The organism is Streptomyces sp. A 4/2 (assembly GCF_940670765.1).
In the GTDB taxonomy this organism is placed as follows: Bacteria; Actinomycetota; Actinomycetes; order Streptomycetales; family Streptomycetaceae; genus Streptomyces.
In genome coordinates, this window is record NZ_CALNVW010000030.1 from 132482 (window position 1) to 157962 (window position 25481).

Sequence of the window (25481 nt, forward strand, 5' to 3'; positions counted from 1 at the left end):
CCAATGGGTACATGAGCACTCCCGCCGAGGAACTCCCCGACGTCGCGCCGCGCCTGCGTGAACTGCGCCGCCGCGGACGTCTCACGCTGGAGGCCGCCTCCCACCGGGCCGGTCTCTCCCCGGCGCACCTCTCCAGGCTGGAGACGGGCGCGCGGCAGCCTTCACTGCCGATGCTGCTCTCCCTCGCCCGGATCTACGGCACCACCGTCTCCGAGCTGCTCGGTGAAATGCCGCCCGAGCGGGAGCCCGTCATCCGCGGCGGGAGGAGCGAGCCGGTCGAGGCCGACGGCTGGACGTACCACACGGCGGGCGGCTCCGGGCGAGCGATGCAGGCCCTGCGGGTGCAGGTCCCGTACGGGGCGCAGGGCGAGCTCGTCCGCGTCCATCCCGGCGAGGAGTGGCTGTACGTCCTCACCGGGAGGCTGCGGCTGAGCCTCGGGGACGCCGTGCACGAACTCGCCCCCGGGGACAGCGCCCATTTCGACTCGCTCACCCCGCACCGCATTGCCGCGGCCACCCGCGAAGGGGCCGAACTGCTCTTCGTGCACACCCTGTTGCAGAGCCCGGATCTGCACTGATGCCCCGCAACCAGATCAGTTCCGACGAGAGGCCTGCCATGTCCGCCATGAACAACGAGGAGAAGAAGTTCCCGCGGGGACTCGTCATAAGGCTGTTCGCCTACCTGGTGGCGGGCCATCTCTTCGCCGGGTTCATCTACCTGCTGTTCACGCTGGGCGGCCAGCAGTAGGCGCACCCGGCGGGCGGAGGCGGGGAACGGGGCGCGGTCGGCTCAGGACGCGTCGTCCAGCAGCCGGGCGCGCAGCTTCTCCCGCGTCTGCGGGGTGACCTTCAGCCCCTCGGCGATATAGCGGTCGGTGGTGCCCCACACCTCGTCGATGGTGGCGAATGCCCTGTCCAGGTACTCGGCGCGGGCCTCGAAGAGCGGGCTCAGCAGGCTCATCACCTCGGGGGACCGTGCGGCGGCCGACTGGTCGCCGCGCTTGACCTGGTACCGCCGGTGCGGTTCGTTCGACTTGAGGTAGTCGGCCTTGATGGCGTCCCGCTCCACGCCCACGGCGAGCAGCGAGACCGCTATGGACAGCCCGGCCCGGTCCTTGCCCGCCGCACAGTGCAGCAGGGCGGGGACACTGTCCTCGGCGAGGGCGTGCAGAACCTGGCTGTGCTCGGCGGTACGGGTGGTGATGATGGTCCGGTACGAGTCGGCCATCCCGTCCGCGGCGCGGCCGTCCCCGAGGGCCTCCCGCAGCTTGTCGAGCTTGCCGTCGCGGACCATCTTCCAGAACTCGGAGCCGTCCGCCGGGTCGGTCAGCGGGATGTTCACGTGGCGCACCCCGGGCAGCTCCACGTCCCGGCCGTCGAGCGCCAGATCCGCCGCGTTGCGGAAGTCGAAGATCGTGTGCAGCCCGAGCGAGGACAGGAAGGCCGCGTCCTGCTCCGTGGCGTGCGCGAGGTGACCGCTGCGGAACAGCCTTCCCTGCCGCACCCGACGCCCGTCCACGGTCGGCAGCCCGCCCACGTCACGGAAGTTGCGTACCCCGGCCAGCTCGGGTTCTGTCGACGGGACCTGCGGCAGCTGCTGTGTCACGGGGGCTCCTCCGTGTCTGCCGACGAGGGCCGGTGGCCGCCGTCGGCGCGGTATGGACCTGCTGATCCGGGCCGCGTCCTACGGCCCTGCGATTTCCGACGATACGACATCGGTTCCTCATGCAACCATCTCGCCCGGCGCCGCGGGGGCGGCGGTCTTATTCCAGCTTTACCAAAACTGACCGGGTGGTCTATCTCACGGCCTGTCACCCCCCTATTACGGTCGCGTAGGTCACATCGCGCGGTGCAGGATGAGCCGTTGTGGCAGACGATTCGGCAACAGAAAACAGCGACATCATCGGGTCGTACGCGGCGATCGGCGACAGTTTCACCGAGGGCGTCGGCGACCCCGGCCCCGACGGAACCTTCGTGGGCTGGGCCGACCGGCTCGCCGTGCTTCTCGACGACCGCGTCCCCGAGCACACCTTCCGGTACGCGAACCTCGCCGTGCGCGGACGCCTCCTCGACCAGATCGTCGAGGAGCAGGTCCCGCGCGCCAAGGAGCTCGCCCCCGACCTGGTCAGTTTCTCCGCGGGCGGCAACGACATCATCCGTCCGGGCTCCGACCCGGACGACGCGGCCGAGCGCTTCGAGCGGGCCCTCGCCGACCTGTGCGGTTCGGTCCGCACCGTCATGGTGACCACCGGCTTCGACACCCGGGGCGTTCCGGTCCTGCGCCATCTGCGCGGCAAGATAGCGACGTACAACGAACACGTCCGGGTCATCGCCGCACGGCACGGCGCCCCGGTGCTCGACCTCTGGTCGCTCAAGACCATCCAGGACAGGCGGGCCTGGGACGACGACCGGCTGCACCTCTCGCCCGAGGGGCACACCCGGGTCGCGCTCCGCGCCGCCCAGGTGCTGGGACTCGACGTACCGGCGGACCCGGACCAGCCGTGGCCGCCGGAGCCGCCGCGCGGCTCGGCCGAGGTGCGCCGCGACAACATCCACTGGGCGCGCGAGCACCTCGTCCCGTGGATCGGCCGCCGGCTGCGCGGCGAGTCCTCCGGGGACCATGTCGAGGCGAAGCGCCCCGACCTGCTGCCGCTGTGACCGGCCTCCGGCGCGGTCCCGGCCGAGAGGTCACCCGACAGCCTCCGAGGGGCCGTCCGGTTCGGGGATCGTTCACGGGCCCGTCCCTCCTCCGTCGCGTCGTCCGCACATAATGGATCGACATCGAACACCAGGAGGTCCCTGTGCCCGATTCCCGTTCTCTGCGGCCACGGCTCCGCGCACTGCGGCCGGAGGGCTTCGGTGCGGACCCGGCCGGGGAGCGAATGGCGCGCATCCGCCGCTCGCCCAACTTCGCCGACGGGGTGTTCCAGAACCCGGTGGGGGCCAGGACGCGACCGGCCGGATCCATGGGGGAGTTCGCGAAGGTCTACTTCCGCAAGGAGGAGCGGGTCCTCAGGTCTCCCGGCGGGACCGTGCCCGTACACGCCACGACCCTCGCCGACCTCGCCAAGCCGCCCGTTTCGGGGCTGCGGCTCACCTGGATGGGGCACTCCACCGTGCTCGCCGAGATCGACGGGCGGCGGGTGCTGTTCGACCCGGTCTGGGGCGAGCGCTGCTCCCCGTTCTCCTTCGCCGGGCCGAAGCGGCTGCACCCCGTTCCGGTGCCGCTCGCCACGGTCGGGTCCGTCGACGTCGTGGTGATCTCCCACGACCACTACGACCATCTCGACCTCCCCACCATCAAGGCCCTGGCACGTACGGACACGGTCTTCGTGGTGCCGCTCGGTGTCGGCGCCCATCTGGAGCGCTGGGGCGTGACCCCGGACCGGATGCACGAGCTGGACTGGAACGAGACCGCCGAGGTGGCCGGGCTCCGGCTCACCGCCACCCCCGCCAGGCACTTCTGCGGACGTGGCCTGCGCAATCAGCAGCACACGCTCTGGGCGTCCTGGGCCGTCGCGGGTCCGGACCACCGGATCTACCACAGCGGCGACACGGGGTATTTCCCCGGCTTCAAGGACATCGGCGCGGAGCACGGGCCGTTCGACGCCACGATGATCCAGGTCGGGGCGTACAGCGAGTACTGGCCCGACATCCACATGACCCCTGATGAGGGCATCCGTACCCACCTGGACCTGCAGGGCGGCCCGCACGGGGTGATGATGCCGATCCACTGGGGGACGTTCAATCTGGCGTTCCACCCGTGGGCGGAACCTGCCGAGCGGACGATGCTGGCCGGACACAAGGCCGGTGTCGCCACGGCCGCGCCACGGCCGGGCGAGCCGTTCGAACCGGCGGACCGGCCGGAGGTGACGCCGTGGTGGCGGTCGGTCGCCGCGCTGCCCGAGCACGGCTGGCCCACCTGGCCCCCGGCGGAGACGGGGCGGCCCCGGCCCACCGGTACCTCCCGGCGGACCGCCGGCGCCACCGAGTGACGGGCGGTCCGGGTACTCCGGGCGGCTGAGGAACGCCCCCGGCGGGAAGCGCGGTCCGGGGGGCGCCTTCACCGCGATGCGACGGCCGTACTCTCCCGTTCCAGTAACTGGGGGAGCGGTACCTGCACGGCGCGGGCGGGCCCCCCGTCGACCAGTGCGGTCAGTTCCCGGGCCGCGGCCCGGCCGAAGGCGACCGTGTCCCGGGAGAGCGCCGTCAGCCACGGATGGACCATGCGGCACAGTGCCGAGTCCTCGAAGGAGACGATGGACACGTCACGGGGAACGCCGAAGCCGAGGCCGGTCGTGACCGCGGCCCCGGCCGCCGCCATCACGTCGTTGTCGTAGACGAGAGCGGTGGGCGGTGCGTCGCCCAGCAGGACCCGGCGGGTGACCGCAGCGCCCTCCGTGTCGGAGTAGTCCGTCGGTACCGAGCGGACCTCGGCCAGGCCCCGGCGGTCGGCCTCGGCGCGCAGCGAGCGGATGCGGCGCTCGGTGTGGGCGAGTGAGGGCAGGCCCGCGATGTGCACGATGCGCCGGTGGCCGAGTGCGTGCAGACGGCCGACGACGGAGGCCATCGCGCCTGCGTCGTCGGCCCGGATCTGCGACAGATTCGGGTGGGAACCGGGCAGTCCGCCGATGACCACCCCGGGCAGCCCGAGTTCGTCCAGCAACTCCGGGCGGGGGTCGTCGACCCGCAGATCGACGACCAGGACGCCGTCGACGCGGCGCTCGGCCCACCAGCGCCGGTAGACCGCGCACTCGGCTGCCGTGTCCTCCACCACCTGGAACAGCAGGCCCAGGTGACGCTCCGCCAGAACTTCCTGGATGCCGGAGATCAGCTGAAGGAAGAACGAGTCGACGCCCAGCATCGCCGCGGGCCTGGCCAGCACCAGACCCACGGTCGCGGAGCCCTCGCCGGAGAGCGCGCGGGCCGCGGTGTTCGGGCGCCAGCCCAGCTGTTCGGCGACCCGGCGCACCCGGTCGCGGGTGATCTCCGAGACGCCCGGCCGGTCGTTCAGCGCGAACGAGACGGCGCTCTCCGAGACACCGGCGCGGCGGGCGATGTCCTTCATCGTCGGACGGCGTGCCGCGCTGCGTCTGGCCGGCGGAGTGCCGTCGCCCGACGGGAGGTTCGTTGTCACCCGTACTCGCCTTCCCAGCGTTCCGATTACTCCGCGTGTGCGCTCTGTCGCGCATCATACGGCCCCTGGCACGCGTCGGCCGACGCTGTTCGTTCCGTGGACTAATGCGCTTGAGTGCAAGCAACCTAAAGCGCATTAGTAGTTCAGCGCAACCCTTGATGTGCACCTGCCTGACCTGCACAGTTGGACCTGGGAGCGAGTTCGGTCGGGCGAATGTATTGACTTTTCCGCAGCAGGCATTGCAATGTCTGCTGGGTGTAGACGTCCGGCGGCCTCGCAGCGTCGGCCTGCGCCTTCACGCCTGGTCCGAGCAAAGGAGCCGTTCACCGTGCGTATCTCCCGCAGAGCAGTCGCCGCTGCCGTCGTTCTTGCCACCGTCCTGCCGCTCAGCGCCTGTGGCGGTGGGGCCGACTCCGGCTCCGCCGACTCCTCGGGCAAGATCGAGGGCAACATCACCTTCCAGACCTGGAACCTGCAGGCCAACTTCAAGGACTACTTCAACGGCGTCGTCGCGGACTTCGAGAAGAAGTACCCGGGCACCCATGTGAAGTGGGTCGACCGTCCGGCCGAGGGGTACCCCGACAAGATCAGCGCCGACGCCGCGGGCGGCACGCTCCCCGATGTCGTCAACGTCTCGCCCGACCTGGTGGCCCCGCTGGCCAAGGCCGGCATCGCGATGGACCTCGACAAGGACAAGACGGCGGCGAAGTACGCCAAGGAGTACCTGCCCGGCGCCTGGAAGAGCCATCAGATACCGGGCATGCAGGGCACCTACGCCTTCCCCTGGTACCTCAACACCGGGCCGCTCTTCTACAACAAGACCCTCTTCGAGGAGGCGGGCCTCGACCCCGCGAACCCGCCGAAGACGTACGACGAGGTCTTCGCCGCAGGGCTGAAGATGGCCAAGAACAGCAAGGGCAAGATCGCGACCCTGGCGAACATCCCCACCATCGAGGACTTCGGCCGCTACGGCGGGCAGCTCATGAACAAGGCGGGCACCGGCTTCGCCTTCAACGACGCCAAGGGTGTCGAACTCCTCACCCACTACAAGGAGTTGTACGACGCGAAGGCGCTCGACCCGGAGGCGCTGACCGCCACCCCCGAGTCGACGGGCCACAAGTTCCAGACCGGGTCCGTCGCGATGAACCCGGGCAGCGCGCTCGACCTGGACAACTTCAAGAAGCAGGCCCCGAGCCTCTACAAGAACATCGGGATCACCGACCAGGTCAGCAGCACGGGCCACGCCAACATGTACGTCATGGGCGTGATGGTGAACTCCAGGACCAAGAAGAAGCCCGCCGCCGTCGCCTTCGCCCACTTCGTGACCGACGCGACCCGGCAGATGGAGTTCGCCAAGAAGGTGGCCATCTTCCCGAGCACCGAGGGCTCCCTGGACGACCCGTACTTCACCAAGGAGGACGGCACCGACGTGACCCGGGTGCGCGTCGCCGCCGCCAAGTCGCTGAAGACGGCGGTCAATTACACGCCGGTCCTGTTCAGTGACCAGATGAAGACCGAGCTGCGCAACGCGGTGGCGCGGGCGCTGCAGGGCAAGGAGAGCCCGAAGGAAGCCCTTGACAACGCTGTCAAGGCCTGTGACCGCCTCCTGCAGCAGAGCTGAGCCGAGCCCGCGATGAACTCCTCCACCGCCCCCGAGGTGATCTCCTCGGTCAGTACGCCGGCGGGCCCGGCCGACCGGAGCCACGGCTCCGGCGGCCGTGCGGCCCGCAGTGGCATCAGGCGCCAACTTCCCTTCAGTCCCTGGCTGTTCGCCGCGCCTGGACTGCTGGTCGTCGGCGTGTTCATCCTCTATCCGTTCTTCAGCACCCTGGTCAACGCCTTCACCGACCGCCGGACCCTCGTGCCCGGCCACTTCGTGGGGCTCGCGAACTTCCAGGAACTGCTGCACGACGACATGTTCTGGATCGGGCTGCGCAACAGCGTCCTGTACATGGTCGGTGTCGTCCCCGCACTGGTGATCCTGCCGCTGCTCCTCGCGATGCTGGTGCAGCGGCACATCCCCGGAATCGCCTTCTTCCGCGCGGCGTTCTACACCCCGGTCGTCGCGTCCATCGTCGTCGTCGGCCTGATCTGGGTGTGGATGCTCGACGACCGCGGACTGATCAACGCGCTCCTCGAAGCGGTGGGGATCGGCAAGGTCGGCTTCCTCAGCGACCAGTGGCTGCTGCTCGGCAGCGCGATGGCGGTCACGGTCTGGAAGGGGCTCGGCTACTACATGATCATTTATCTCGCCGCGCTGTCGAACGTCCCCCGCGAACTGCACGAAGCCGCCTCGGTCGACGGAGCGGGCGCCGTACGCCGCTTCTTCGCCGTCACCGTTCCCGCGGTCCGCTCCACCATGGTGCTGGTGGCCGCGCTCGCCTCGGTCAGCTCCTTCAAGGTGTTCTCCGAGGTCTATCTGATGGCCGGACCCAGCGGGGGCCCGGCAGGCGAGGACACCACCCTGGTGATGCTCGTCCAGCGGGTGGGCACCGGACTCTCCGGCCGCGTCGGCTACGCCTCGGCCATCTCGGTCGTGGTGTTCGTCGTCACCGTCGTACTGATGCTTCTGGTGCTCCGCGCCGACCGCAGGGAGGACGCGTGAAGACCATGACGATCACGGACAAGGACGGGAAGCGCGTCCCCGGCTGGCAACTCGTCCTCCGCTATGTGCTGCTGCTCGCGGTGCTCGCCCTGACCGTGGGCCCGTTCGTGTGGCAGCTGTCCACCTCGCTCAAGGGCCCGACCGAGGACATCTTCAGCTCACCGCCGAAGTTCCTGCCCAGCCACCCCACTTTCGGCAACTACACACGCGTCGCCGACACCATCCCCGTGTGGGACTACGCGCTGAACTCCGTCAAGGTCGCCGCCGCCAACGTCGTCACCAACTGCGTCGGCGCCGCACTGGCCGGCTACGCGCTGGCCCGGCTGCGCTACCGGGGGCGCAAGGCCGCCACCCTGGCGTTCATCCTCGCGATGCTCGTCCCCGTCGAGGGCATCATCATCGCCCAGTTCACGACGATGCGTGACCTCGGCCTGAACAACACCCTGATCGCCGTGCTGCTGCCCGGCAGCATCGGCGCGATGAACGTCCTCCTGATGCGCAACGCCTTCCTCAACCTCCCGCAGGAGGTGGAGGAAGCGGCCTTCGTCGACGGGGCGAACGTCTGGCAGCGGTTCCTGCGCATCGCCCTGCCCGCGGTGAAGGGGACCCTCGCGGTCGTCGCGATCTTCGCGTTCATGGGCTCGTGGGACGACTTCCTGTGGCCCCTGATCGTCCTCAGCGATCCGGACCACTTCACCCTGACCATCGGCCTGAACTATCTGCACGGCACCTTCGCCAACGACGAACGCCTCGTCGCCGCGGGCACGATCATCGCCGTACTCCCGCTGATCATCCTCTTCGCCGGACTGCAGCGCTTCTTCTTCCGCGGGGTCGGCGAGGGCGCCGTCAAGGGCTGAGCCCCACCCCATCCGTGCCGCACCACAGAACCAGGACACTTCCTCCCCCATGAGCTCCTCCGTTCCGCGCTTCGGCGCCAACTACACCCCCAGCCAGGGCTGGTTCCACCACTGGCTCGACTTCGACATCGACGCCGTACGCGCCGACCTCGACGCGATCGCGGGCCTCGGCCTCGACCACATCCGGGTGTTCCCGCTCTGGCCGCTCTTCCAGCCGAACCGCACCCTGATCAGGCCACGCGCCGTCGAGCAGCTGGTGCAGCTCGCGGACGCGGCCGGGGAGCGCGGCCTCGACGTCGATGTGGACGGGCTGCAGGGCCACCTGTCGAGCTTCGACTTCCTGCCCGCCTGGACCCGGACCTGGCACCGGCGCAACATCTTCACCGACCCGGATGTCGTGTCCGGGCAGGCCGAGTACCTGCGTACGCTCGCGGCTGCCCTCGCCGACCGGCCGAACTTCATCGGCATGACCCTCGGCAACGAGATCAACCAGTTCGCGAGCGGCCCCCACCCCGATCCGGACCGCATCTCGACCGGCCAGGCGGAGAGCTGGCTGCGCCGGATGCTGGAGGCCTGCGAGGAGGGCGCGCCCGGGAAGATGCATCTGCACGCCGAGTACGACGCCGCCTGGTACCAGAACGAGCAGCCGTTCACCCCCGCGCACTCGGCCCGCCTCGGCGCCGCCACCACCGTGCACTCCTGGGTCTTCAACGGCACCGCGCAGCGGCACGGCCGGACCGCCGTGCCCACCGAGCACCACGGCGCGTACATGATCGAGCTCTCCAAGGCGTGGGCGCTCGACCCGCACCGGCCGGTGTGGCTGCAGGAGGTCGGCGCCCCCGCCCCGCTCGTCCCGGCCGAGCACGCCGCCGCCTTCACCGAGGCGACCGTGGCGAACGCGCTGGACTGCGAGGACGTCTGGGGTGTCACCTGGTGGTGCTCCCACGACGTGTCACGCTCGCTGGCGGACTTCCCCGAACTGGAGTACAGCCTCGGCCTGTTGACCAACGACGGGCAGATCAAGCCCGCCGGACGGTCCATCGCCCGGATCGTCGAGGAGTGGCGCGGCAGGGAGAACCGTCCCGCGCCCCGCGCCACCGCCCTCGTCGTCGACGCGGGCGACGACGAGACCGCCCCCCGGCGCTCGACCTGCGCCCCCGGCGGAGAGTTCTTCGAGGCCTTCTTCCGGCTCACGGCGGAGGGTGTCCGCCCCACCGCCGTACTCGCGAGCCTCGCCGCCGACCAGGAGCACCTGGCTGCCCGGGGCATCACCGAGGTCCTCACCCCGGACCAGGTTCGCTGACCGGTGACCTGCCCCGCCCTCGCACCACCGGTAGTACCGACCCGCACCCCCACTCACAACGGAGTACCCCCTCATGCATGACGACCGCGCCCTGGTCGAAGGCCGCCTCAAGCGCGTACTCGACGAGCGCATCCGCCCCGCCGTGTACCCCGAGTCCGTACCGCTGGACGTCGCGGTGTGGAACGCACCGGGCGAGCCCGTCCCCGTCGCCGAAGGGCTTGCCGCCACGCCCGAACCGATCGCGGTCGGCGACGCGTGGGGGGCTCCCTGGGGGACCAGCTGGTTCCGCGTCACCGGCACCGTCCCCGCCGAGTGGGCGGGGAAGAGCGTCGAGGCGATCCTCGACCTCGGCTTCGACGAGAACATGCCCGGCTTCCAGTGCGAGGGGCTCGTCTACCGCCCCGACGGCACGCCCGTGAAGGGGCTCAACCCGCGCAACCAGTGGGTCCGCATCGGGGCGCCCGTCAGCGGCGGCGAAGAGGTCCGGCTGCACATCGAGGGCGCGTCGAACCCGGTGATCCTCGACTACCACCCCTTCCTGCCGACCCGGTTGGGCGACAAGGAGACGGCGGGCACCGAACCGCAGTACAAGCTGGCCCGGATGGACCTGGCGGTCTTCGACGAGACGGTGTGGCAGCTCGTCCAGGACCTGGAGGTGCTGGGTGAGCTGATGGCGGAACTGCCCGTCGACGGCGCCCGCCGCTGGGACGTCCTGCGCGCGGTCGGCCGTGCGCTCGACGCGGTCGACCTGCAGGACGTGAACGGCACAGCAGCCGCCGCCCGCGAGCAGCTCGCCGGTGTCCTCGCGTCGCCCGCGACGCCGTCCGCCCACCGCATCAGCGCCGTGGGCCACGCCCACATCGACTCGGCCTGGCTGTGGCCGCTGCGCGAGACGGTGCGCAAGGTGGCGCGTACGACGTCGAACATGACCGCGCTCCTGGAGGACGAGCCCGAGTTCGTCTTCGCGATGTCGCAGGCGCAGCAGTTCGCCTGGATCAAGGAGCACCGGCCCGAGGTCTACGCGAAGGTCAAGGAGGCCGTCTCGGACGGGCGGTTCGTGCCGTCCGGCGGGATGTGGGTCGAGTCGGACACGAACATGCCGGGCTCGGAGGCGATGGCCCGCCAGTTCGTGCACGGCAAGCGGTTCTTCCTCGACGAGTTCGGCATCGAGAACGACGAGGCCTGGCTTCCCGACACCTTCGGCTTCGCCGCCGGGCTGCCCCAGATCATCAAGGCCGCCGGGTCCAAGTGGCTGCTCACCCAGAAGATCTCCTGGAGCCAGACCAACAAGTTCCCGCACCACACCTTCCAGTGGGAGGGCATCGACGGCACCCGGATCTTCACGCACTTCCCGCCCGTCGACACGTACAACTGCTCGATGAAGGGCAGCGAAATCGCCCACGCGGCGAAGAACTTCAAGGACAAGGGCGTGGCGGAGCACTCGCTCGCGCCCACCGGCTGGGGCGACGGCGGGGGCGGCACGACCCGCGAGATGATCGCGAAGGCCGCCCGGCTGCGGGACCTCGAAGGCTCCGCGACGGTGACCTGGGAGACGCCCACCGACTTCTTCACCAAGGCGGAGGCGGAGTACCCGAACGCACCGGTCTGGGTCGGCGAGCTCTACCTGGAACTGCACCGCGCGACCCTGACCAGCCAGGCGAAGACCAAGCAGGGCAACCGGCGCAGCGAACATCTGCTCCGCGAGGCCGAACTGTGGGCGGCGACCGCGGCCGTGCGGGCCGGATTCTCCTACCCGTACGAGCAGTTGGACCGGATCTGGAAGACCGTACTGCTGCACCAGTTCCACGACATCCTGCCGGGATCGTCGATCGCCTGGGTGCACCGCGAGGCCGAGAAGACGTACGCCGCCGTCGCCGCGGAGCTGAACGGCATCATCGACGCCGCGCAACGCGCACTCGCCGGTGACGCGTCGGCCGGCTCGGAGCTGGTCTTCAACGGCGCCCCGCACCAGCGGAACGGCGTCGCGTTCGGCGGGGCGTCGGCGCCGGTGGCCGGTCCGGCGGCCCGGCTCACCGCGCGCGAGGGCGGCGGCTTCGTGCTCGACAACGGCCTGCTGCGGATCGAGGTCGACGGCCGGGGTCTGGTCGTCTCCGCGTACGACATCGAAGCGGACCGCGAGAGCGTGGCGCCGGGCAGCGCGGCGAACCTGCTGCAGATCCACCCGGACTTCCCGAACATGTGGGACGCCTGGGACGTCGACGAGTTCTACCGGAACACCGTCACCGACCTCACGGACGCCGACGAGGTCTCCCCGGTCGAGGACGCGGGCACCGTCGCGGTGCGCGTGGTCCGCAGCTTCGGCGAGTCGAAGGTCAGCCAACTGCTGACCCTGGCGCCCGGGGCCAAACTGCTCGACATCGCCACCGAGGTCGACTGGCACGAGACCGAGAAGTTCCTCAAGGCCGCCTTCCCGCTGGACGTGCACGCCGAGCGGTACGCGTCGGAGACGCAGTTCGGGCACTTCTACCGTCCGACCCACACCAACACCAGCTGGGAGGCCGCCAAGTTCGAGGCGTGCAACCACCGCTTCGTCCACCTGGAGGAGCCGGGCTGGGGCGTCGCGCTGGTCAACGACTCGACCTACGGTCACGACGTGACCCGCACCGTCCGCGCGGACGACGGCGGCACGACGACCACGGTGCGGGTCTCCCTGCTGCGTGCCCCGCGCTTCCCCGACCCGGAGACCGATCAGGGCGTCCACCGCTTCCGGCACGCGCTGGCGCCGGGCGCGAGCGTCACCGACGCGGTGCGTGAGGGCTACCGCGTCAACCTGCCCGAGCGGCGGGTGACCGGCGACGCCGAGGTCGCCCCGCTGGTGTCGGTCGACAACGACGCGGTGGTGGTCTCCGCGGTCAAGCTCGCCGACGACGCGAGCGGAGACGTCGTCGTCCGTCTCTACGAGGCGGCCGGCGGCCGGGCCCGCGCCCGTGTCGCAGCGGGCTTCGAGGTCGCCGGAGCGGTCGCGACCGACCTCCTGGAGCGCACCCTGGAGGACGCGCCGCTGCCCGAACTGGCCGACGGCGCGGTGCGGTTGACGCTGCGGCCCTTCGAGCTGGTGACGCTGCGGCTGAAGCGCGGCTAGCCCCGACCGGGCCTACCGGAGCCCGTGGTCCCGCCCTCTGCCCGGGGGCGGGACCACGGCGTCCGGTAGCGGCGCCGCTGCGTCAGGCGGTGCCGCGGGCGGCGCAGCGGTGGCCGGCGCGGTCCGTCGCTGGACGGTGACCAGTGCGATCCCGCCGCAGCACACCGCGAGCAGTGCGAGCTCGGCCGCCGACGGAGCGGCGGCCGAGCCGAGCGCCCAGTCCCCGAGCCGCACCGTGAACGGGACCGCGAGCTGGACGGCCGCGGTGAAGACCGGGCCGCGGAGCAGGATGAGCCGGTGCTGCACGAGGTAGGCGGGGGCGTAGACCGCCGCGCCCAGCAGCACGATGCCGCCGGTCGCACCGAGGGACGGCGGGCGGTGCACCAGGGCGGGCAGGGACATCGGTACCAGCAGACAGGTCGCCGCGCCGAGCAGTACGGGCAGTACGGCGAGCGGCGGCAGATGTGCGAGCCGGTCGCGGTAGAGGAACCCGTACACCGCGAAGGCGACGGTCGCCGCGCCCGCGAGCAGCAGGCCCATCGCGTCGATGTCGCCCGCGTCGGCGCCGAGCGCCGCGTACCCCGCGGCGGCTGCTGCCGCCACAGCCGCGCCGAGCACCTTGCGTACCGTCGACCGCTCCCCGAAGCAGACCGCCCCCACGGCCACCGAGGCGCACGGCATCAGCGCCACGACGAGGTTGGTGAGCGAGGTGCCGATGCGGGGGATGGCGAGGAGGGTGCCCGCCGCGTACCCGGCGAAGCCGAGCAGCCCCAACAGCCAGACGGTGCCGGGCCGGGCCACCGCCCGTCGCAGGTCGGCCCGGCCGGCGGAGGTCGAAGCGGCGACCGCGGTGAGCGCCGCGCAGCACACCGCGGTGCGGCCGACCGCGACGATCAGCGGGTCGGTCCCGGTGACCAGGGACCCGGAGAGCAGCCAGGTACCGGAGAGCAGCAGCACCAGGGCAACCGGCATCAGGGAGCGCCTTTCGACAGAGGTCCGCGGTCGCCGGTCACGGCCGCCCGGCCGGATTCGGCCGGGCGCCCGGCAATGCGGGTGGCAACGACGCACAGAATAGTTTCGTCACCTGGTCACACAACAGTGCGCTGACAACGCGGCAGCTGTCCGTGCCGCGTCACCCGGAACACGCCCCGGGTCAGAACAGGCTGCGGTCGTCGCTCCGGGCGTCCTCACGGACGATGTACCGGTCGTAGAGACCGGCGCGCGCCGTGCGCCGCCACGGCCTGGCCAGTGAGTTCACGATGGCGTCCGAACCGCACTCGATGTCGACGACCACCACCGACGGCGTCCCGTCCCGCGGACACCGGACGGCCCACTCGCCGTCCGGGGCGACCACCCCGGCCGGTGCGACCGAACTCTGCTGTGCGGGCACGGAGAAGCTGGCCCAGTAGCTGTTGACCGCGGCGTGCCCCCGTACTTCGGTGGCGAAGCCCGGGGCGCCGCCCGTCGTCGAGAAGAGGACGCAGTCGACGTCGAGCCGCTCGTACTCGCCGAAGATCTCGGGGAAGTGGGCCTCCATGCCGAGCGAGCACCCGAACCGCACGGCGTCGACCTCGAAGGTGACCGGCACCGAGCCGGGCGTGTACATGTAGGAGACCTTCGTGTTCGACAGCATGCGTTCGTCGTAGCGCGTCACCACCACGCCCCGGTCGGAGATCACATACAGACTGTTGTGCGGCCGGTTCGGCCCGGTGAGCCGGTGGGCCGAGCCCAGCACGGTCCAGAGCCCGAGCTCTCCGGCCAGTTCCGCCGTCGCGGTCAGTTCCGAGCGCAGCACCGTCCACTCGAACCGGTTCCAGTCCGCGGGCCCGACCCTGTCCGGGCCGTCGACGGACATCACCCGCTTGTCGGGGAAGCAGATGGCTCCCTCGGTGAAATGTACGATCCTGGCGCCCGCCCGGTGGGCTTCCCGCATCAGACCGCGCAGTTCCCGCCCGCTTGCGCGCAGTTCGGCGCTCTCGCGGGGGTCTTCGCGGACAGTGGTCTGAGCAACGGCCAACCGCACATGCTTCGTTTCCGGCATCACGTCTCCGATGGGATTCGACCGGAAGTGCCGGAGGGCAGTGGTATAGGACTGACCCGTTCTGGCGGCGCGGGCACGGACCCGGCGCTTGAGGTTCCTATGGGCTGTCATCTGGCCTTCCACGCCCCGAACGGGAGCCCCCCAGCGACCACGCCCGAGACGATCGGACCAGAACAGCGACCTGAGAACAGGATTCCCTCTGCCTTCGTGGAAGACCGCGCCGGGGGCGGTCGGAGAAGGTCGGGCGTAGGCCACGCCGTGAACATGGTGCCGTCGCGGTCGGCCGCCGTCAACCCGGCGCGACCGCGACGGCAACCTGCGTCATGACAGCAGCATATTTTTCGGCCGGACGTACGAACCCTCATACCAGAGCGGGACGTCGGGCGCGCAAGTTCGGCAACTGCGCACCGGGCGTGGCGGCGTGGCGACTACTGTGAGTGGCTGCTGATCAACAGGGAGCCGCGGCGGGTGAGTTGCGCCCCTGTCGGTAAGCCCTGGTATCCCACGTACCGAGGACGCTGATGTCTCATCTTCGCGCACCCGATGCGCGGACGGACCGCCAAGAAGGCGGACGGCACGGACGGACGGGCACCCGCCCCGTTCCCCCGCCGGGCCCCGCCCCGGCTCCGCCCGCCGCCCGCCGTACCCGGTCCGCCCCGCCGACGCCCGAGGCCCGCATACGGCCTCAGCTGCTGCGCACCGCCATTCTCCCGACCGTCGTAGCAGCGTTGAGCGGCACGGCGGCCGTCGTCTACACGATCCACTCCGCGGGAGTCCCCCAGGCGTCTGCGCTGCCGGCGCTGCGGGCGGTACTCGCCGGATGCGCGGCCCTCGCCGCCGCCGCCATGGCCGCAGCGGCGCTGGGCGCCGACCGGGTAGCCAGGACGGTGCTGGACCGCTGCAACGCCCTGCGCCGCTCCAGCGCGCGTGGCCAGGTCGAGCTGCGCGCCGTCGTCGAGCAGCTCGGCCGGGGGGAGGAGCCGCCCGCCCGGCGGCCTCTGCCCTCGGGGTCGGCCCGGGGCGACGCCTTCGAACTGCTCGCCCGGGAACTGGCCCGGGCCCAGGAGACCGCGGTCGCCTCCGTGGTCCAGGCGGCCCGGCTCGCCGCGCCGTCCGCCGGGACCACGGTGTCCCCCGCGGCGGCGGTGGCGACCACGCGCGCCGGATCCCGTGCGCCGTCCGCGGACAAGGCCGACGAGCAGAAGGTCGAGGTCTTCGTCAATCTCGCCCGGCGGCTCCAGTCGCTGGTGCACCGCGAGATCCAGCTGCTCGACGAGCTGGAGAACCAGGTCGAGGACCCGGAGCTGCTCAAGGGCCTCTTCCACGTGGACCATCTGGCCACCCGTATCCGCCGGCACGCGGAGAACCTCGCCGTGCTCGGCGGTGCCATCTCCCGGCGCCAGTGGTCCAACCCGGTCACCCTGACCGAGGTGATGCGCTCCGCCATCGCCGAGGTCGAGCAGTACCCGCGCGTCAAACTGGTACCGCCCATCGACGGCACCCTGCGCGGACACGCCGTCGCCGACGTCATCCACCTGCTGGCCGAACTGGTCGAGAACGCGACCGTGTTCTCCGCGCCGCACACCCAGGTGCTGCTGCGCGCGCAGCACGTCACCGCCGGGCTCGCCGTCGAGGTCGAGGACCGCGGACTGGGCATGTCCGTCACCGAGGCCGACCGGATGAACGCCCTGCTCGCCGACCCCGACCAGGTCGACGTCGGCCATCTGCTCCAGGACGGGCGGATCGGGCTGTACGTCGTGGCCGCGCTCGCCCGCAGGCACCGGGTCTCGGTCCGGCTGCAGGCCAACATCTACGGCGGAGTCCAGGCCGTACTCGTCCTGCCCGCAGGGCTGTTGGGGGCCGACCAGGCCGGACTGCAGCCGTCGGGTGCTCACGGCCCCCAGCAGCTGGCCCGCCCCGAGCCGCAGCCACTGCCGCAGCCGGCCGACCGGGTGGAGGAACGGTCCGCCCCCGCCCCGTCCACGGACACCGCGCCCACGCCCGCCCCGCCCGCACCCGCCCGGTACAGCGCCGATCCGCCCACCGGCACCGCTCCCGCTGTCCACAACCCCGGACCCTCGCCGCTGCCGGTACGGGACACCCGGAGCGAGCGGCCCAATCCGGCAGCCGCGCTCCCCGGTGTCCAGCACGGTCCGCCGCCCGAGCCCGGCGCGCCGGGCCACCCCGCCCAGTACGACATCGGGACCGGCCCGAAGCTCTCCCCGGCGCTCCGCCCCGACCTGCCCAGGCGCCGCAGCCAGGAGCATCTGGTCCCGCAGCTCAAGGACATTCCCGCACCACGTGCGGACGAAGAACATCCGGCGGTCCACGACCCGGGTCTGATGGCGGCCTTCCAGCGCGGCATCAGCCTCGCCGAGGCGCAGCCCGAACGGGGGTTCGGCGACGGACCGCCGTACGACGAAGACGTTTTCAAGGAGGAGATGCACCATGGTGAGTGAAGCGCCGACCGCGCACGCGTCCGATCTCGACTGGCTGTTGAGCGGGCTCGTCCAGCGCGTCCCGTTCACCCGCAACGCCGTTCTGCTGTCCGCCGACGGTCTGGTGAAGTCGGTGCACGGCCTCGACGCCGACAGCGCCGACCACATGGCGGCCCTCGCCTCCGGCCTGTACTCGCTGGGCCGCAGCGCGGGAGCCCGCTTCGGCGACAGCAGCGAGGTACGGCAGGTCGTGGTGGAGCTCGACTCCACCCTGCTCTTCGTCTCGACGGCGGGCTCGGGCACCTGCCTCGCGGTACTGGCCGGCCGGGAGACCGACGCGGCGGTACTGGGGTACGAGATGGCGATGCTGGTGAAGAGCGTGCGTCCCTATCTGGTGACGCCGGCCCGCAGGCGGGCCGGCGCATCGAGTGCCACGGGGCGCTGAACGTGCCGTTCCCGCAGGACAGCCCCTGGCTCGACGAGGCCGCCGGGCGGCTGATCCGCCCGTACGCCGTGAGCAACGGCCGCACGCGCCCCACCGCCGAACTCGACCTGCTGTCCCAGGTGATGGCGACCGGGGTGGTGCTGCCCGCCCACCTCGGCCCGGAACACGCGCAGACCCTCGGGCTCTGCGAGCGGCCCACCTCGGTGGCGGAGATCGCCGCCTATCTGCGGCTGCCCGTGGTCGTCTCCAAAGTGCTGCTCTCCGACCTGATGGACTGCGGGGCGGTCACCACGCGCGCGCCCCGCCCCGACGAAGACCCCACCGACCTTTCCTTGCTGGAGGCAGTGCTCGATGGCCTACGACGACGGCTCTGATCTCTTCCCCACCGCGCTGAAGATCCTCGTCGCGGGTGGCTTCGGGGTCGGCAAGACGACCTTCGTGGGAGCGGTCAGTGAGATCTCACCGCTGAGTACGGAGGAGATGCTCACCCAGGCGGGCGAGCAGACGGACAGCCTGGAGGGGGTCGAGTCCAAGTCCACCACCACCGTGGCCATGGACTTCGGGAGGATCACCCTCGACCCGCAGCACGTGCTCTATCTCTTCGGCACACCGGGCCAGGAGCGCTTCTGGTTCATGTGGGACGAACTCTCCGCGGGCGCCCTCGGGGCCGTGGTGCTCGCCGACACCCGCCGCCTCACGGAGTGCTTCGGAGCGATCGACTTCTTCGAACAGCGGGGCATCGGATTCGTCGTCGCCGTCAACGAGTTCGACGGCGCGTTCCGCTACGGACCGGACGAGGTCCGCGCCGCGCTGGACCTCGATCCGGACATCCCCGTGGTGCTGTGCGACGCCCGTATCGCCAGTTCAGGGGTCCGGACCCTGGTCACGCTCGTGGGCCACCTGCTCGACATCACGCCCGCAACGAACCACGGAGTCCACCCATGACGTACGACCCGACAGGACGGCTCCTGCTGACCCCGGTCGACCGGGAAGGGCCCGACCGGGTCCGGCGGTTGCGCAGGCTCGGCCTGGGACAGCACCCCGACCCGGCCTTCGACGACTTCGCACGACGGCTCGCCGAGCTGACCGGAGCGCCGTACTCGATGGTCAACTTCATCGACGCGAACCGGCAGTTCTTCGCCGGGCTGCACACCCCGGCGGGCACTCACTCCGGCAGCGACCTGAGCGCGGTGGCGGCGGCCTGCGGGATCAACCGCGTCATGGCCCGCGACCACGGCTACTGCCCGCACGTGGTCGCCCGCCGCAAGGCACTCGTCCTGGAGGACGTCTGCGACTACCCGCGCTTCGCCGGGAACCCGGTGGTCGACGAGATCGGGATCCGCTCCTACCTGGGCGCGCCGCTCATCGACCGCACGGACACCGCGCTCGGCGCGGTCTGTGTGGTCGACACGGTGCCGAGACGGTGGGGGGTGGCCGGCCTGGAGACGATCAAGGCGGCGGCGGCGGAACTCGTCGCGCAGATCCACCGCCGTGAGGACGGTGGGATCTGACGGTCCGCCGCCGGCCGCCGGGGCCTCTCCCGGTCAGGCGCTGACGCTGGTCCCGTCCGGGAACGTCAGCGTGACCGAATCCTCCGCGACCGCCACCGAGACGGACTCCTGGAGCGCGCGGGGGTGCACCGTGTCGCGGGAGAGCGCGACGAGAGAGACGTGCACGCTCCGCCCGCCGGGGTGCTCGGTCCGGGTCAGGCACGGCGTCGCGGAGTGCGGGCCGTACGCGTTGGCCTGGACGTCGCGGGCGACCGAGGCCTCCCCGGAGTCCCAGCCGTACAGCCCGACCAGCGCGCTGGTCAGCCCGTCCGCGGTACGGGCCAGGGCCCGGCCGGAGCCCTCCTCGGCCTGCGGGCGTTCCCGGTGCGCGACCGGGTGGCCCCCTTCCCGTACGGTCACGCCCGCCGGGGCGTCCACCCGGTGCACCCGGATCTCCCACGGGCCGTGCAGCACACTGGTGGTCTCGACCCGGGAACCGGCGTCCTCGTACCAGGAGGAGGCAGTCCGTCCCGAACAGGTCAGCGGGTGGATCCGGCGGCGGCGGGACGGTGTGCCGTCCGGGCCGATCAGCGCGAGGTGGTTGTCCACCGCCCGCTCCCGTGCATGGGGCGCCGACTCGGGGGCGGTCGCCGTGGAGTAGCCGAACGTGGCGTAGTGCGGATCGTCCTCCCCCTCGCCCTGCGGCGGATTGTGGTCACTGCCGTGGTTGACGAGACGGACGATGCCGTCGTCCCGGGTGCCGTGCAGCAGCCATCCGGGCGCGGGCAGCGCGGTGTACTGGTCCGACTCCTCGATGGGCAGGGCCTGTTCGCGCGCCGTCCAGGTGGGGTGGTCGGCCGGCAGCAGCAGCCCGAGGAATCCCTTGGACGCCCAGTAGGGGGAGGCGGGCCCCGAGTACGGCTGGGTGGTGGGCAGGAACGTGTCGTACCAGCCGAGAGTAAGTAGCCCGCGCTCGTCGGGCACGCCACGCTCGGCGAAGTGCCGCATGGTGCCGGACGCGAGACGGCGGGTGCGGCCGGGGGAGAGCGGTGTGCAGTCGGCCAGGGCGCCCATCCAGACCGGGGCGAGGGCCGCGTACCGGTAGGTGAGGGAGCGTCCCTGGTGGACGGGGGCGCCGTCCGTACCGAAGAAGTGCTGGTAGCCGTCGAGGAACTGGCCGAGCCGCTCCCGGTAGACCTTGGTACGGCCCGTCTCGGGATCCTCGCCCGCCATCCGGGACCAGAGCAGCGGGTACAGGTGGAGCGCCCAGCCGATGTAGTAGTCGAAGTTCCGCCCGTCGCCGTCGGTGTACCAGCCGTCGCCGACGTACCAGTCCTCGATCCTGTCGAGACCGCCGTCGATGTCCGACTGGCTGTACGGAGCGCCGACCGAGGCCAGGAACTGCTCGGACACCACCTGGAACAGCCGCCAGTTGTTGTCCCAGGTGCGGTGCCCGACGAAGCCGGAGAACCAGTCCACGACCCGCTCCTGGACCCGGGTGTCCAGCTTGTCCCATATCCAGGGGCGGGTCTCGTGCAGCGCCACGGCGACCGACGCCGCCTCGACCATCTGCTGGGAGCACTCGGTGAGCTTCGGCCATGCCTCACGCGAATCCGGATCGGTGCCCGTGGCCAGACCCTGTGCGTAGCGCTCCACCAGACGGGGATCGACGTCCCCGCCCGCACCGGCGATCCGGAAGGCCGCGAGCAGGAACGAGCGCGCGTACCCTTCGAGACCGTCCGACACCACCCCGGACCAACTGCCGCGCCCCGGCAGCCGGTACTGGGCGAAGCCCGGCGTCGCGTACGGCACGAGCGCGTCCAGCATCCGGTCGGCGAGGGCCTCCCAGTGGGCGCGGGTCCAGCCGGTACGCGAGGACAGCAGACGGTCGGTCGGGGGAAGGTGGAGGAAGGGCGAGGTCATCCGGGTCATGCTCCTTGTGAGTCCGGCACTTGACGAATCCGACGCCGGTGCGTCGGACGGTGCGCCGGTGGCGACGGGCGGGTCGTGCGGTCGGAGGGCGGCGATCTCGGCGCTCTCGGCGGCGTCGAGGGGGAAGGTCCCCTCCGGTACGAAGACGTCACGGGATCAGCCGAGTTCGGCGGTGTGCGTGTGGCCGCGCGAGCCGCCGACCGCGATCGTGAGGACCGGCCGGCGGCCGGTGGCCACGCTCACCGTGCTGTCGGCGCGGGTCACCCTCCGTACGGGGAAGGGCAGTTCGACCGTGAGCGTGCTCAGGCTGTGCCCCGGGTCGGCCACCGCGACCGAGACGCCGTGGCCGTGGCGGCGTACGAGCACGGACGCCGGGCCGTCGGCGGTGAGGCCGGCGGCGGTCCCGGCCTGCCAGAAGGTGGCCGCGGTCAGTCCGTCGCGGGGGACCTCGACGACCTGCGCGGTGGCCGTGTTCGCCACGACACGCACCGGCCGGGAGCGCGCCCAGGACGCCGTGGCGCTCGGCGAGGCACCGGGCAGCAGGACGTAGGCGTACGACGCGCCGGTGGGGGAGAGGCCGTGATCGAGCCAGAGCGTCGCGTACCGGCGGGTGACCGGTGTCGTCGAACCGGCCGTGTCCGCACCGGTGTCCAGGTCGCTCCACTTCCCGGTGCGCTCCTCGCGCAGGGCGCGCAGCGACGTACCCGAGGACGGGAAGACGTAGCCGCCGACGCCGTCGAGATGGGCCCAGCGGGCCCTGTCGAAGCTGCCGCTCCAGCCCTGCCGGCCCGGCTGCCGCTCGCCGTCGATGAGCAGCTGGGCGGTGCCGGACGCGTGCAGATTGCGGTTCTCCACGACGGTCTCGACCCGGCGGCCGTCGGTGGCCGTGATGCCCGCGCCGAGTGCGATCACCGCGTTGTCGACGAGGAACCACGACTTACGGGCCGTCAGGCTGCTTGCCTGTGCGCGCAGTTCCATGGCCGCGGCGCCGTAGCGGCCGTCGAGCACCGCGCCGCCCGCGATGCTGTTCTCCGGCAGGTGGTACCCCCCGGCGGTGATGTCCGCGCGCCGGCCGGTGTCCACCGTGGTGCCCGGCAGCCGGTAGGGATCGACCGTCGGCCAGAACCCGTCCCCGAACTGCCCGAGATCGTCACCGGTGTACAGATAGGTCATGCCGTCGCCGGTGTACCAGCCGTGCAGGTTCTCGCCGTTGCCCGCCTCGTAGGCGGCGATCCGCTTCGACGAGAGCGAGAGCGCCAGGGACCAGCCGGGCCGCCGGTGCACCACCCGGTCCATGTCTGCGAAGACATGGTGCCCGGTCAGCCGGTCCGCGGCCACGACGCCCCGGTCCGTGAGCAGCGCCTTGGCGAGTGCCACCTGCGGAATCCCGACGAGTCCGAGATAGGGGTCGGTGCGATTGCGCTGGATCCAGCCCTTGACGGTCGCCCGCCACCCCGCGGACCGGTCGGCGGGCGCGGAGCTCGCCAGCAGCAGGATGTTCGACACGGCGGTGGCGCCGTCCGTGTGGTCCACGGCCCGCTCACGCGATATGGCCCGCCCGCGCAGCGCGTCCATCATCAGCCCGTCGAAGATCACCGGCGAGAAGGTCCGGTCGACCGCGTCGTACATCACGGAGATCTGCGGATCGCTGATCGCCCAGGGGGAGTCGGCGAGCAGGGCGGACAGGTAGGCGGCCCCGCCGAGCAGCACCACTCCGTACGACCCGGTGTAGGCCACCGCGTCGTGCTGGACGAACGAACCGTCCGCGTAGAAGCCGTCGCCCGAAGTGACGTACTGGAAGAGGCTGTTGCGTCCGTCGTCCCGCACGTCCGACAGGCCGTCGCGGGCCAGCGCGACCTTCGCCGGGTCGCGGGCGAGCAGCCCGTGCAGCGCCACGATGACGGTCTTGTCGGCGCGGTTGGCACCGGTCTCGGCCAGCGTGGGGGAGTTGGTGCGGCGGTCCGGGTCCGGTGCGAACCTCTCGACGGTCGCCAGCTGGGCGGTCAGCTCGTCGGCCGGGATGCGGGTCCGCAGGAGGACACAGGAGTCCAGCAGCGCGCGCGGCGCGCCGATCTCCCAGAACCACCAGTTGCCGCTCTCGTGCTTGTCCTGGTTGTACGCCGTCTCCCGCAGGAAGCGCAGCGCGGACACCAGTGCGTCCGCCACCTCGGCGCTGCCGCTGAGGCCGGTGCCGGGGGTGGCCCAGGCGGTGGCGACCGTGCGCAGCCGGGTGTAGCTCTGGCCGAACATTCCCGGGTCGGTGACGGGCGTGTACTCCGCCCAGAGCGTGGTGCGACCGGCGCTGCGGTCCAGCTGGTTCCAGAAGCCGGTCGCCGAGGAGTCCAGGGCGGCCAGCGCGGTGGCGAAGTCGGGGTCGGCCGGGTCGAAGTCGCCCCCGGTGATGAGCTGTTCGGACCGCGCCAGCAGGGTCTCGTACACATCGGTGGCGTCGGCAGCGGCAGCGGCCCTGGCGGAGGTCCCGGCGGTCCGCGCGGCTCCGGGGCTCGCGGCCCCGGTGAGGGCCGGAACGACGGCCGAGGCCGCGCCGGCTGCCAGCAGAGTTCTCCGGCTGAGGGCGGAGCGTGGCAGATCCATGGCTGTTCCTTTCCGTTCGGCAGGCGGTGCGCGGGCGTCAGTCGCTGAGCGTGCTGGGGTCGACGGGCGGCGCGGGCAGCCGGAGCGCGGCGATCTCCGCGATCCCGGTGGCGTCGATGGGGAAGGCCCACTTGTTCACGAAGAAGTCGGTCAGGTCGTGGCCCGCGACCCGGCTCGCGTAGGTGGAGAGCGCCCGGTACTGCCTGGCCTCCAGGGCGGGGTCGTGGTCGTAGTCCTCGACCGGGGCGTCGTGCTGGTGCTCGGTGCGGACCAGCTTGTGCAGCTTCGGCCAGAAGTCGTCGCCGAAGGCCAGCTCCAGCTGGCGCAGTGGGACGAGCTGCTCGTACGGGCCGAACGTCGTCTCGTACGCGATCCCGGGCGCACCGAGCTTGGGCGCCGACGACTGGAACCAGTTGAGACCGGTGGTGGCGTCCTTGGTGAGAAGGTTCGACGGCTGTCCGAGGGTGCGCTGGGCGGCCAGGGAGTAGATGTTGACGGTGACCTCGGTGAGTCCGCCCGCCTGGTAGGCGGCCTGCTGGTTGAGGTGACCGAGCTCGTGGTAGAGCCCCCAGCCCCGGGTGCGCAGTCCGGTGACGGTGCAGAGCCGGTCCATGTAGGCGCGGGGGAAGCCGTTGAAGCCGTGCCAGGCGTAGGCGCCGACCCCCTTGGGGACGATGCTCACCTCGTTGAAGTGGTAGCGGCCCGCCTTGGGGCGGTTCAGCGCCGTCGACCCGTCCAGACCGCTGATCCTGTTGTGCGAGTCGATGATGGTGTCGAAGAGCCGCAGCAGCGCGGCGTGGTCCTCGTCGCGGTAGAGCAGCGCGCCTTCCCGGGTCAGCGTGAGGATCGCGTGCTCGGTGGTCAGTTCGACCCAGGGCACCTCGGTGAGGGTGTCCAGCTGCTTCTGGAACTCGGCCTCGGTGGTGCGCCCCAGCTCGAAGCCCGCCATCCGGACCGTGCCGGAGACGAAGGTGAACTCGGCCCGCTGACCGTGACCCGCGAAGCTCAGATAGACCGGCCCGCCGTAGCTGTCGGAGACGGTGTTGCGCCCCGCGTGCAGCGGGAACGTACGCGGCGTCTTGAGCGCCACGTTCTCGTTGTAGTCGTCGAACGTGCCGATGTGCAGGACGGGGAGCACCCCGTGCGAGGGCCGGACCTGCACCGTGACCTCGGTGCCGGGCGCCGCGTAGTGGCCGGTGGGGATGAACTCGCTGGCGCGCAGCGACCGGTCGAGCCGCAGCCGCTCGGTCTCCGCGTCGGGGAACGCCGTGAGCAGCAGCGTGTCACCGCCGGAGTGGTGAGTGGCGTGGTCCGCCGGCCCGTGGGCCGACGCGGTGCCCGCGCCGAGCAGCGTGACCGCGCCCGCGCCCACCAGCGCGGCGAGCGCGGAGCGGCGGCTGAAGGCGGTGGGGGCGGCGGTGGGGGCGGTGACGGGGGTGGTGGCGGGCAGGTGGGCAGGGCGCATCCGGACTCCCGTGTGGCAGAGGTGGCGAAGTGGTGTGCGAACTGCGCGTCAGCATGTAAGCGGTTGCTAT

21 protein-coding genes are annotated in these 25481 nt (G+C 71.3%); 14 read left to right on the forward strand and 7 right to left on the reverse strand.

Annotation, left to right across the window (positions count from 1 at the left end):
- Positions 1 to 11 precede the first annotated feature (11 nt).
- Both NBY69_RS22055 and NBY69_RS22060 read left to right on the forward strand, forming a co-directional pair.
- On the forward strand, positions 12 to 578 hold the full coding sequence (locus NBY69_RS22055; RefSeq protein WP_250302943.1) for a helix-turn-helix domain-containing protein: 567 nt from the start codon (positions 12 to 14) through the stop codon (positions 576 to 578).
- Between the two features lie 38 nt (positions 579 to 616).
- Positions 617 to 748 carry a DUF6126 family protein gene (locus NBY69_RS22060; protein WP_250303142.1) on the forward strand — a complete coding sequence of 44 codons (132 nt, stop codon included), beginning with the start codon at positions 617 to 619 and terminating at the stop codon, positions 746 to 748.
- Between the two features lie 42 nt (positions 749 to 790).
- Here the strand turns inward: NBY69_RS22060 and NBY69_RS22065 are convergent, their stop codons facing one another.
- Positions 791 to 1606, reverse strand: coding sequence for a tyrosine-protein phosphatase (locus NBY69_RS22065; RefSeq protein WP_250302944.1), 816 nt, complete (start codon positions 1604 to 1606; stop codon positions 791 to 793).
- 260 nt (positions 1607 to 1866) lie between these two features.
- Here NBY69_RS22065 and NBY69_RS22070 point away from each other — a divergent pair, with 260 nt between their 5' ends.
- Together NBY69_RS22070 and NBY69_RS22075 are read left to right on the forward strand one after the other, a co-directional pair.
- The gene (locus tag NBY69_RS22070) at positions 1867 to 2658 is read left to right on the forward strand and encodes an SGNH/GDSL hydrolase family protein (protein WP_250302946.1); all 792 of its coding nucleotides are present in this window, start codon (positions 1867 to 1869) and stop codon (positions 2656 to 2658) included.
- A gap of 143 nt (positions 2659 to 2801) precedes the next feature.
- The gene (locus NBY69_RS22075) at positions 2802 to 3995 is read left to right on the forward strand and encodes an MBL fold metallo-hydrolase (protein ID WP_250302948.1); all 1194 of its coding nucleotides are present in this window, start codon (positions 2802 to 2804) and stop codon (positions 3993 to 3995) included.
- A gap of 68 nt (positions 3996 to 4063) precedes the next feature.
- Here the strand turns inward: NBY69_RS22075 and NBY69_RS22080 are convergent, their stop codons facing one another.
- Positions 4064 to 5068, reverse strand: a complete 1005-nt coding sequence (locus tag NBY69_RS22080; protein WP_250303143.1) for a LacI family DNA-binding transcriptional regulator — start codon at positions 5066 to 5068, stop codon at positions 4064 to 4066.
- A gap of 397 nt (positions 5069 to 5465) precedes the next feature.
- Between NBY69_RS22080 and NBY69_RS22085 the strand changes: the two genes are divergently transcribed.
- The 5 genes from NBY69_RS22085 to NBY69_RS22105 all read left to right on the forward strand — a co-directional run bounded on the left by NBY69_RS22085 (position 5466) and on the right by NBY69_RS22105 (position 13005).
- On the forward strand, positions 5466 to 6758 hold the full coding sequence (locus tag NBY69_RS22085) for an ABC transporter substrate-binding protein (protein ID WP_250302950.1): 1293 nt from the start codon (positions 5466 to 5468) through the stop codon (positions 6756 to 6758).
- Between the two features lie 12 nt (positions 6759 to 6770).
- Positions 6771 to 7742, forward strand: a complete 972-nt coding sequence (locus NBY69_RS22090; protein WP_250302952.1) for a carbohydrate ABC transporter permease — start codon at positions 6771 to 6773, stop codon at positions 7740 to 7742.
- 5 nt (positions 7743 to 7747) lie between these two features.
- Complete coding sequence (locus NBY69_RS22095) at positions 7748 to 8599, forward strand: carbohydrate ABC transporter permease (RefSeq protein ID WP_250303144.1); 852 nt, start codon at positions 7748 to 7750, stop codon at positions 8597 to 8599.
- Between the two features lie 49 nt (positions 8600 to 8648).
- Positions 8649 to 9902 carry a glycosyl hydrolase gene (locus NBY69_RS22100; RefSeq protein WP_250302953.1) on the forward strand — a complete coding sequence of 418 codons (1254 nt, stop codon included), beginning with the start codon at positions 8649 to 8651 and terminating at the stop codon, positions 9900 to 9902.
- A 73-nt stretch (positions 9903 to 9975) separates the two neighbouring features.
- Positions 9976 to 13005: a glycoside hydrolase family 38 C-terminal domain-containing protein gene (locus tag NBY69_RS22105; protein ID WP_250302955.1), complete on the forward strand. Its 3030-nt coding sequence runs from the start codon at positions 9976 to 9978 to the stop codon at positions 13003 to 13005.
- Between the two features lie 12 nt (positions 13006 to 13017).
- Here the strand turns inward: NBY69_RS22105 and NBY69_RS22110 are convergent, their stop codons facing one another.
- Both NBY69_RS22110 and NBY69_RS22115 read right to left on the reverse strand, forming a co-directional pair.
- Positions 13018 to 13977: a DMT family transporter gene (locus NBY69_RS22110; RefSeq protein WP_250302957.1), complete on the reverse strand. Its 960-nt coding sequence runs from the start codon at positions 13975 to 13977 to the stop codon at positions 13018 to 13020.
- A gap of 181 nt (positions 13978 to 14158) precedes the next feature.
- A complete protein-coding gene (locus NBY69_RS22115; RefSeq protein ID WP_250303145.1) occupies positions 14159 to 15028 on the reverse strand; it encodes a carbon-nitrogen hydrolase family protein in 870 nt (289 codons plus the stop codon).
- Between the two features lie 539 nt (positions 15029 to 15567).
- On the opposite strand from NBY69_RS22115, the gene NBY69_RS22120 reads away from it, so the two are divergent.
- The 5 genes from NBY69_RS22120 to NBY69_RS22140 are packed head-to-tail and all read left to right on the forward strand — an operon-like array spanning position 15568 to position 19440.
- A complete protein-coding gene (locus NBY69_RS22120; protein ID WP_250302959.1) occupies positions 15568 to 17505 on the forward strand; it encodes an ATP-binding protein in 1938 nt (645 codons plus the stop codon).
- A complete protein-coding gene (locus tag NBY69_RS22125; RefSeq protein ID WP_250302961.1) occupies positions 17495 to 17929 on the forward strand; it encodes a roadblock/LC7 domain-containing protein in 435 nt (144 codons plus the stop codon). The genes NBY69_RS22120 and NBY69_RS22125 overlap by 11 nt, the downstream gene beginning before the upstream one ends.
- A 2-nt stretch (positions 17930 to 17931) precedes the next feature.
- Complete coding sequence (locus NBY69_RS22130; protein WP_250302963.1) at positions 17932 to 18303, forward strand: DUF742 domain-containing protein; 372 nt, start codon at positions 17932 to 17934, stop codon at positions 18301 to 18303.
- Entirely contained in the window at positions 18281 to 18874 is a 594-nt protein-coding gene (locus tag NBY69_RS22135; RefSeq protein ID WP_250302964.1) for an ATP/GTP-binding protein, read from the forward strand. The genes NBY69_RS22130 and NBY69_RS22135 overlap by 23 nt, the downstream gene beginning before the upstream one ends.
- On the forward strand, positions 18871 to 19440 hold the full coding sequence (locus NBY69_RS22140; RefSeq protein WP_250302966.1) for a GAF domain-containing protein: 570 nt from the start codon (positions 18871 to 18873) through the stop codon (positions 19438 to 19440). The genes NBY69_RS22135 and NBY69_RS22140 overlap by 4 nt, the downstream gene beginning before the upstream one ends.
- 33 nt (positions 19441 to 19473) lie before the next feature.
- Here NBY69_RS22140 and NBY69_RS22145 read toward each other — a convergent pair whose 3' ends face one another.
- The 3 genes from NBY69_RS22145 to NBY69_RS22155 form a co-directional block, all read right to left on the reverse strand.
- Entirely contained in the window at positions 19474 to 21342 is a 1869-nt protein-coding gene (locus tag NBY69_RS22145) for a DUF2264 domain-containing protein (RefSeq protein WP_250302968.1), read from the reverse strand.
- A gap of 165 nt (positions 21343 to 21507) precedes the next feature.
- Positions 21508 to 23946, reverse strand: coding sequence for a polysaccharide lyase 8 family protein (locus tag NBY69_RS22150; RefSeq protein ID WP_250302969.1), 2439 nt, complete (start codon positions 23944 to 23946; stop codon positions 21508 to 21510).
- A gap of 37 nt (positions 23947 to 23983) precedes the next feature.
- On the reverse strand, positions 23984 to 25411 hold the full coding sequence (locus NBY69_RS22155; protein WP_250302971.1) for a M60 family metallopeptidase: 1428 nt from the start codon (positions 25409 to 25411) through the stop codon (positions 23984 to 23986).
- Between the last annotated feature and the right edge of the window lie 70 nt (positions 25412 to 25481).

Bases quoted from the DNA above. Each gene is read 5' to 3' on its own strand.
- NBY69_RS22155 (WP_250302971.1), bottom strand. From the start codon at position 25,411: ATGCGCCCTGCCCACCTGCCCGCCACCACCCCCGTCACCGCCCCCACC.
- NBY69_RS22100 (WP_250302953.1), top strand. From the start codon at position 8,649: ATGAGCTCCTCCGTTCCGCGCTTCGGCGCCAACTACACCCCCAGCCAG.
- NBY69_RS22135 (WP_250302964.1), top strand. From the start codon at position 18,281: ATGGCCTACGACGACGGCTCTGATCTCTTCCCCACCGCGCTGAAGATC.
- NBY69_RS22055 (WP_250302943.1), top strand. From the start codon at position 12: ATGAGCACTCCCGCCGAGGAACTCCCCGACGTCGCGCCGCGCCTGCGT.
- NBY69_RS22095 (WP_250303144.1), top strand. From the start codon at position 7,748: ATGACGATCACGGACAAGGACGGGAAGCGCGTCCCCGGCTGGCAACTC.
- NBY69_RS22090 (WP_250302952.1), top strand. From the start codon at position 6,771: ATGAACTCCTCCACCGCCCCCGAGGTGATCTCCTCGGTCAGTACGCCG.
- NBY69_RS22150 (WP_250302969.1), bottom strand. From the start codon at position 23,946: ATGGATCTGCCACGCTCCGCCCTCAGCCGGAGAACTCTGCTGGCAGCC.
- NBY69_RS22110 (WP_250302957.1), bottom strand. From the start codon at position 13,977: ATGCCGGTTGCCCTGGTGCTGCTGCTCTCCGGTACCTGGCTGCTCTCC.
- NBY69_RS22105 (WP_250302955.1), top strand. From the start codon at position 9,976: ATGCATGACGACCGCGCCCTGGTCGAAGGCCGCCTCAAGCGCGTACTC.
- NBY69_RS22080 (WP_250303143.1), bottom strand. From the start codon at position 5,068: ATGAAGGACATCGCCCGCCGCGCCGGTGTCTCGGAGAGCGCCGTCTCG.
- NBY69_RS22145 (WP_250302968.1), bottom strand. From the start codon at position 21,342: ATGACCTCGCCCTTCCTCCACCTTCCCCCGACCGACCGTCTGCTGTCC.
- NBY69_RS22120 (WP_250302959.1), top strand. From the start codon at position 15,568: ATGTCTCATCTTCGCGCACCCGATGCGCGGACGGACCGCCAAGAAGGC.
- NBY69_RS22125 (WP_250302961.1), top strand. From the start codon at position 17,495: ATGGTGAGTGAAGCGCCGACCGCGCACGCGTCCGATCTCGACTGGCTG.
- NBY69_RS22140 (WP_250302966.1), top strand. From the start codon at position 18,871: ATGACGTACGACCCGACAGGACGGCTCCTGCTGACCCCGGTCGACCGG.
- NBY69_RS22060 (WP_250303142.1), top strand. From the start codon at position 617: ATGTCCGCCATGAACAACGAGGAGAAGAAGTTCCCGCGGGGACTCGTC.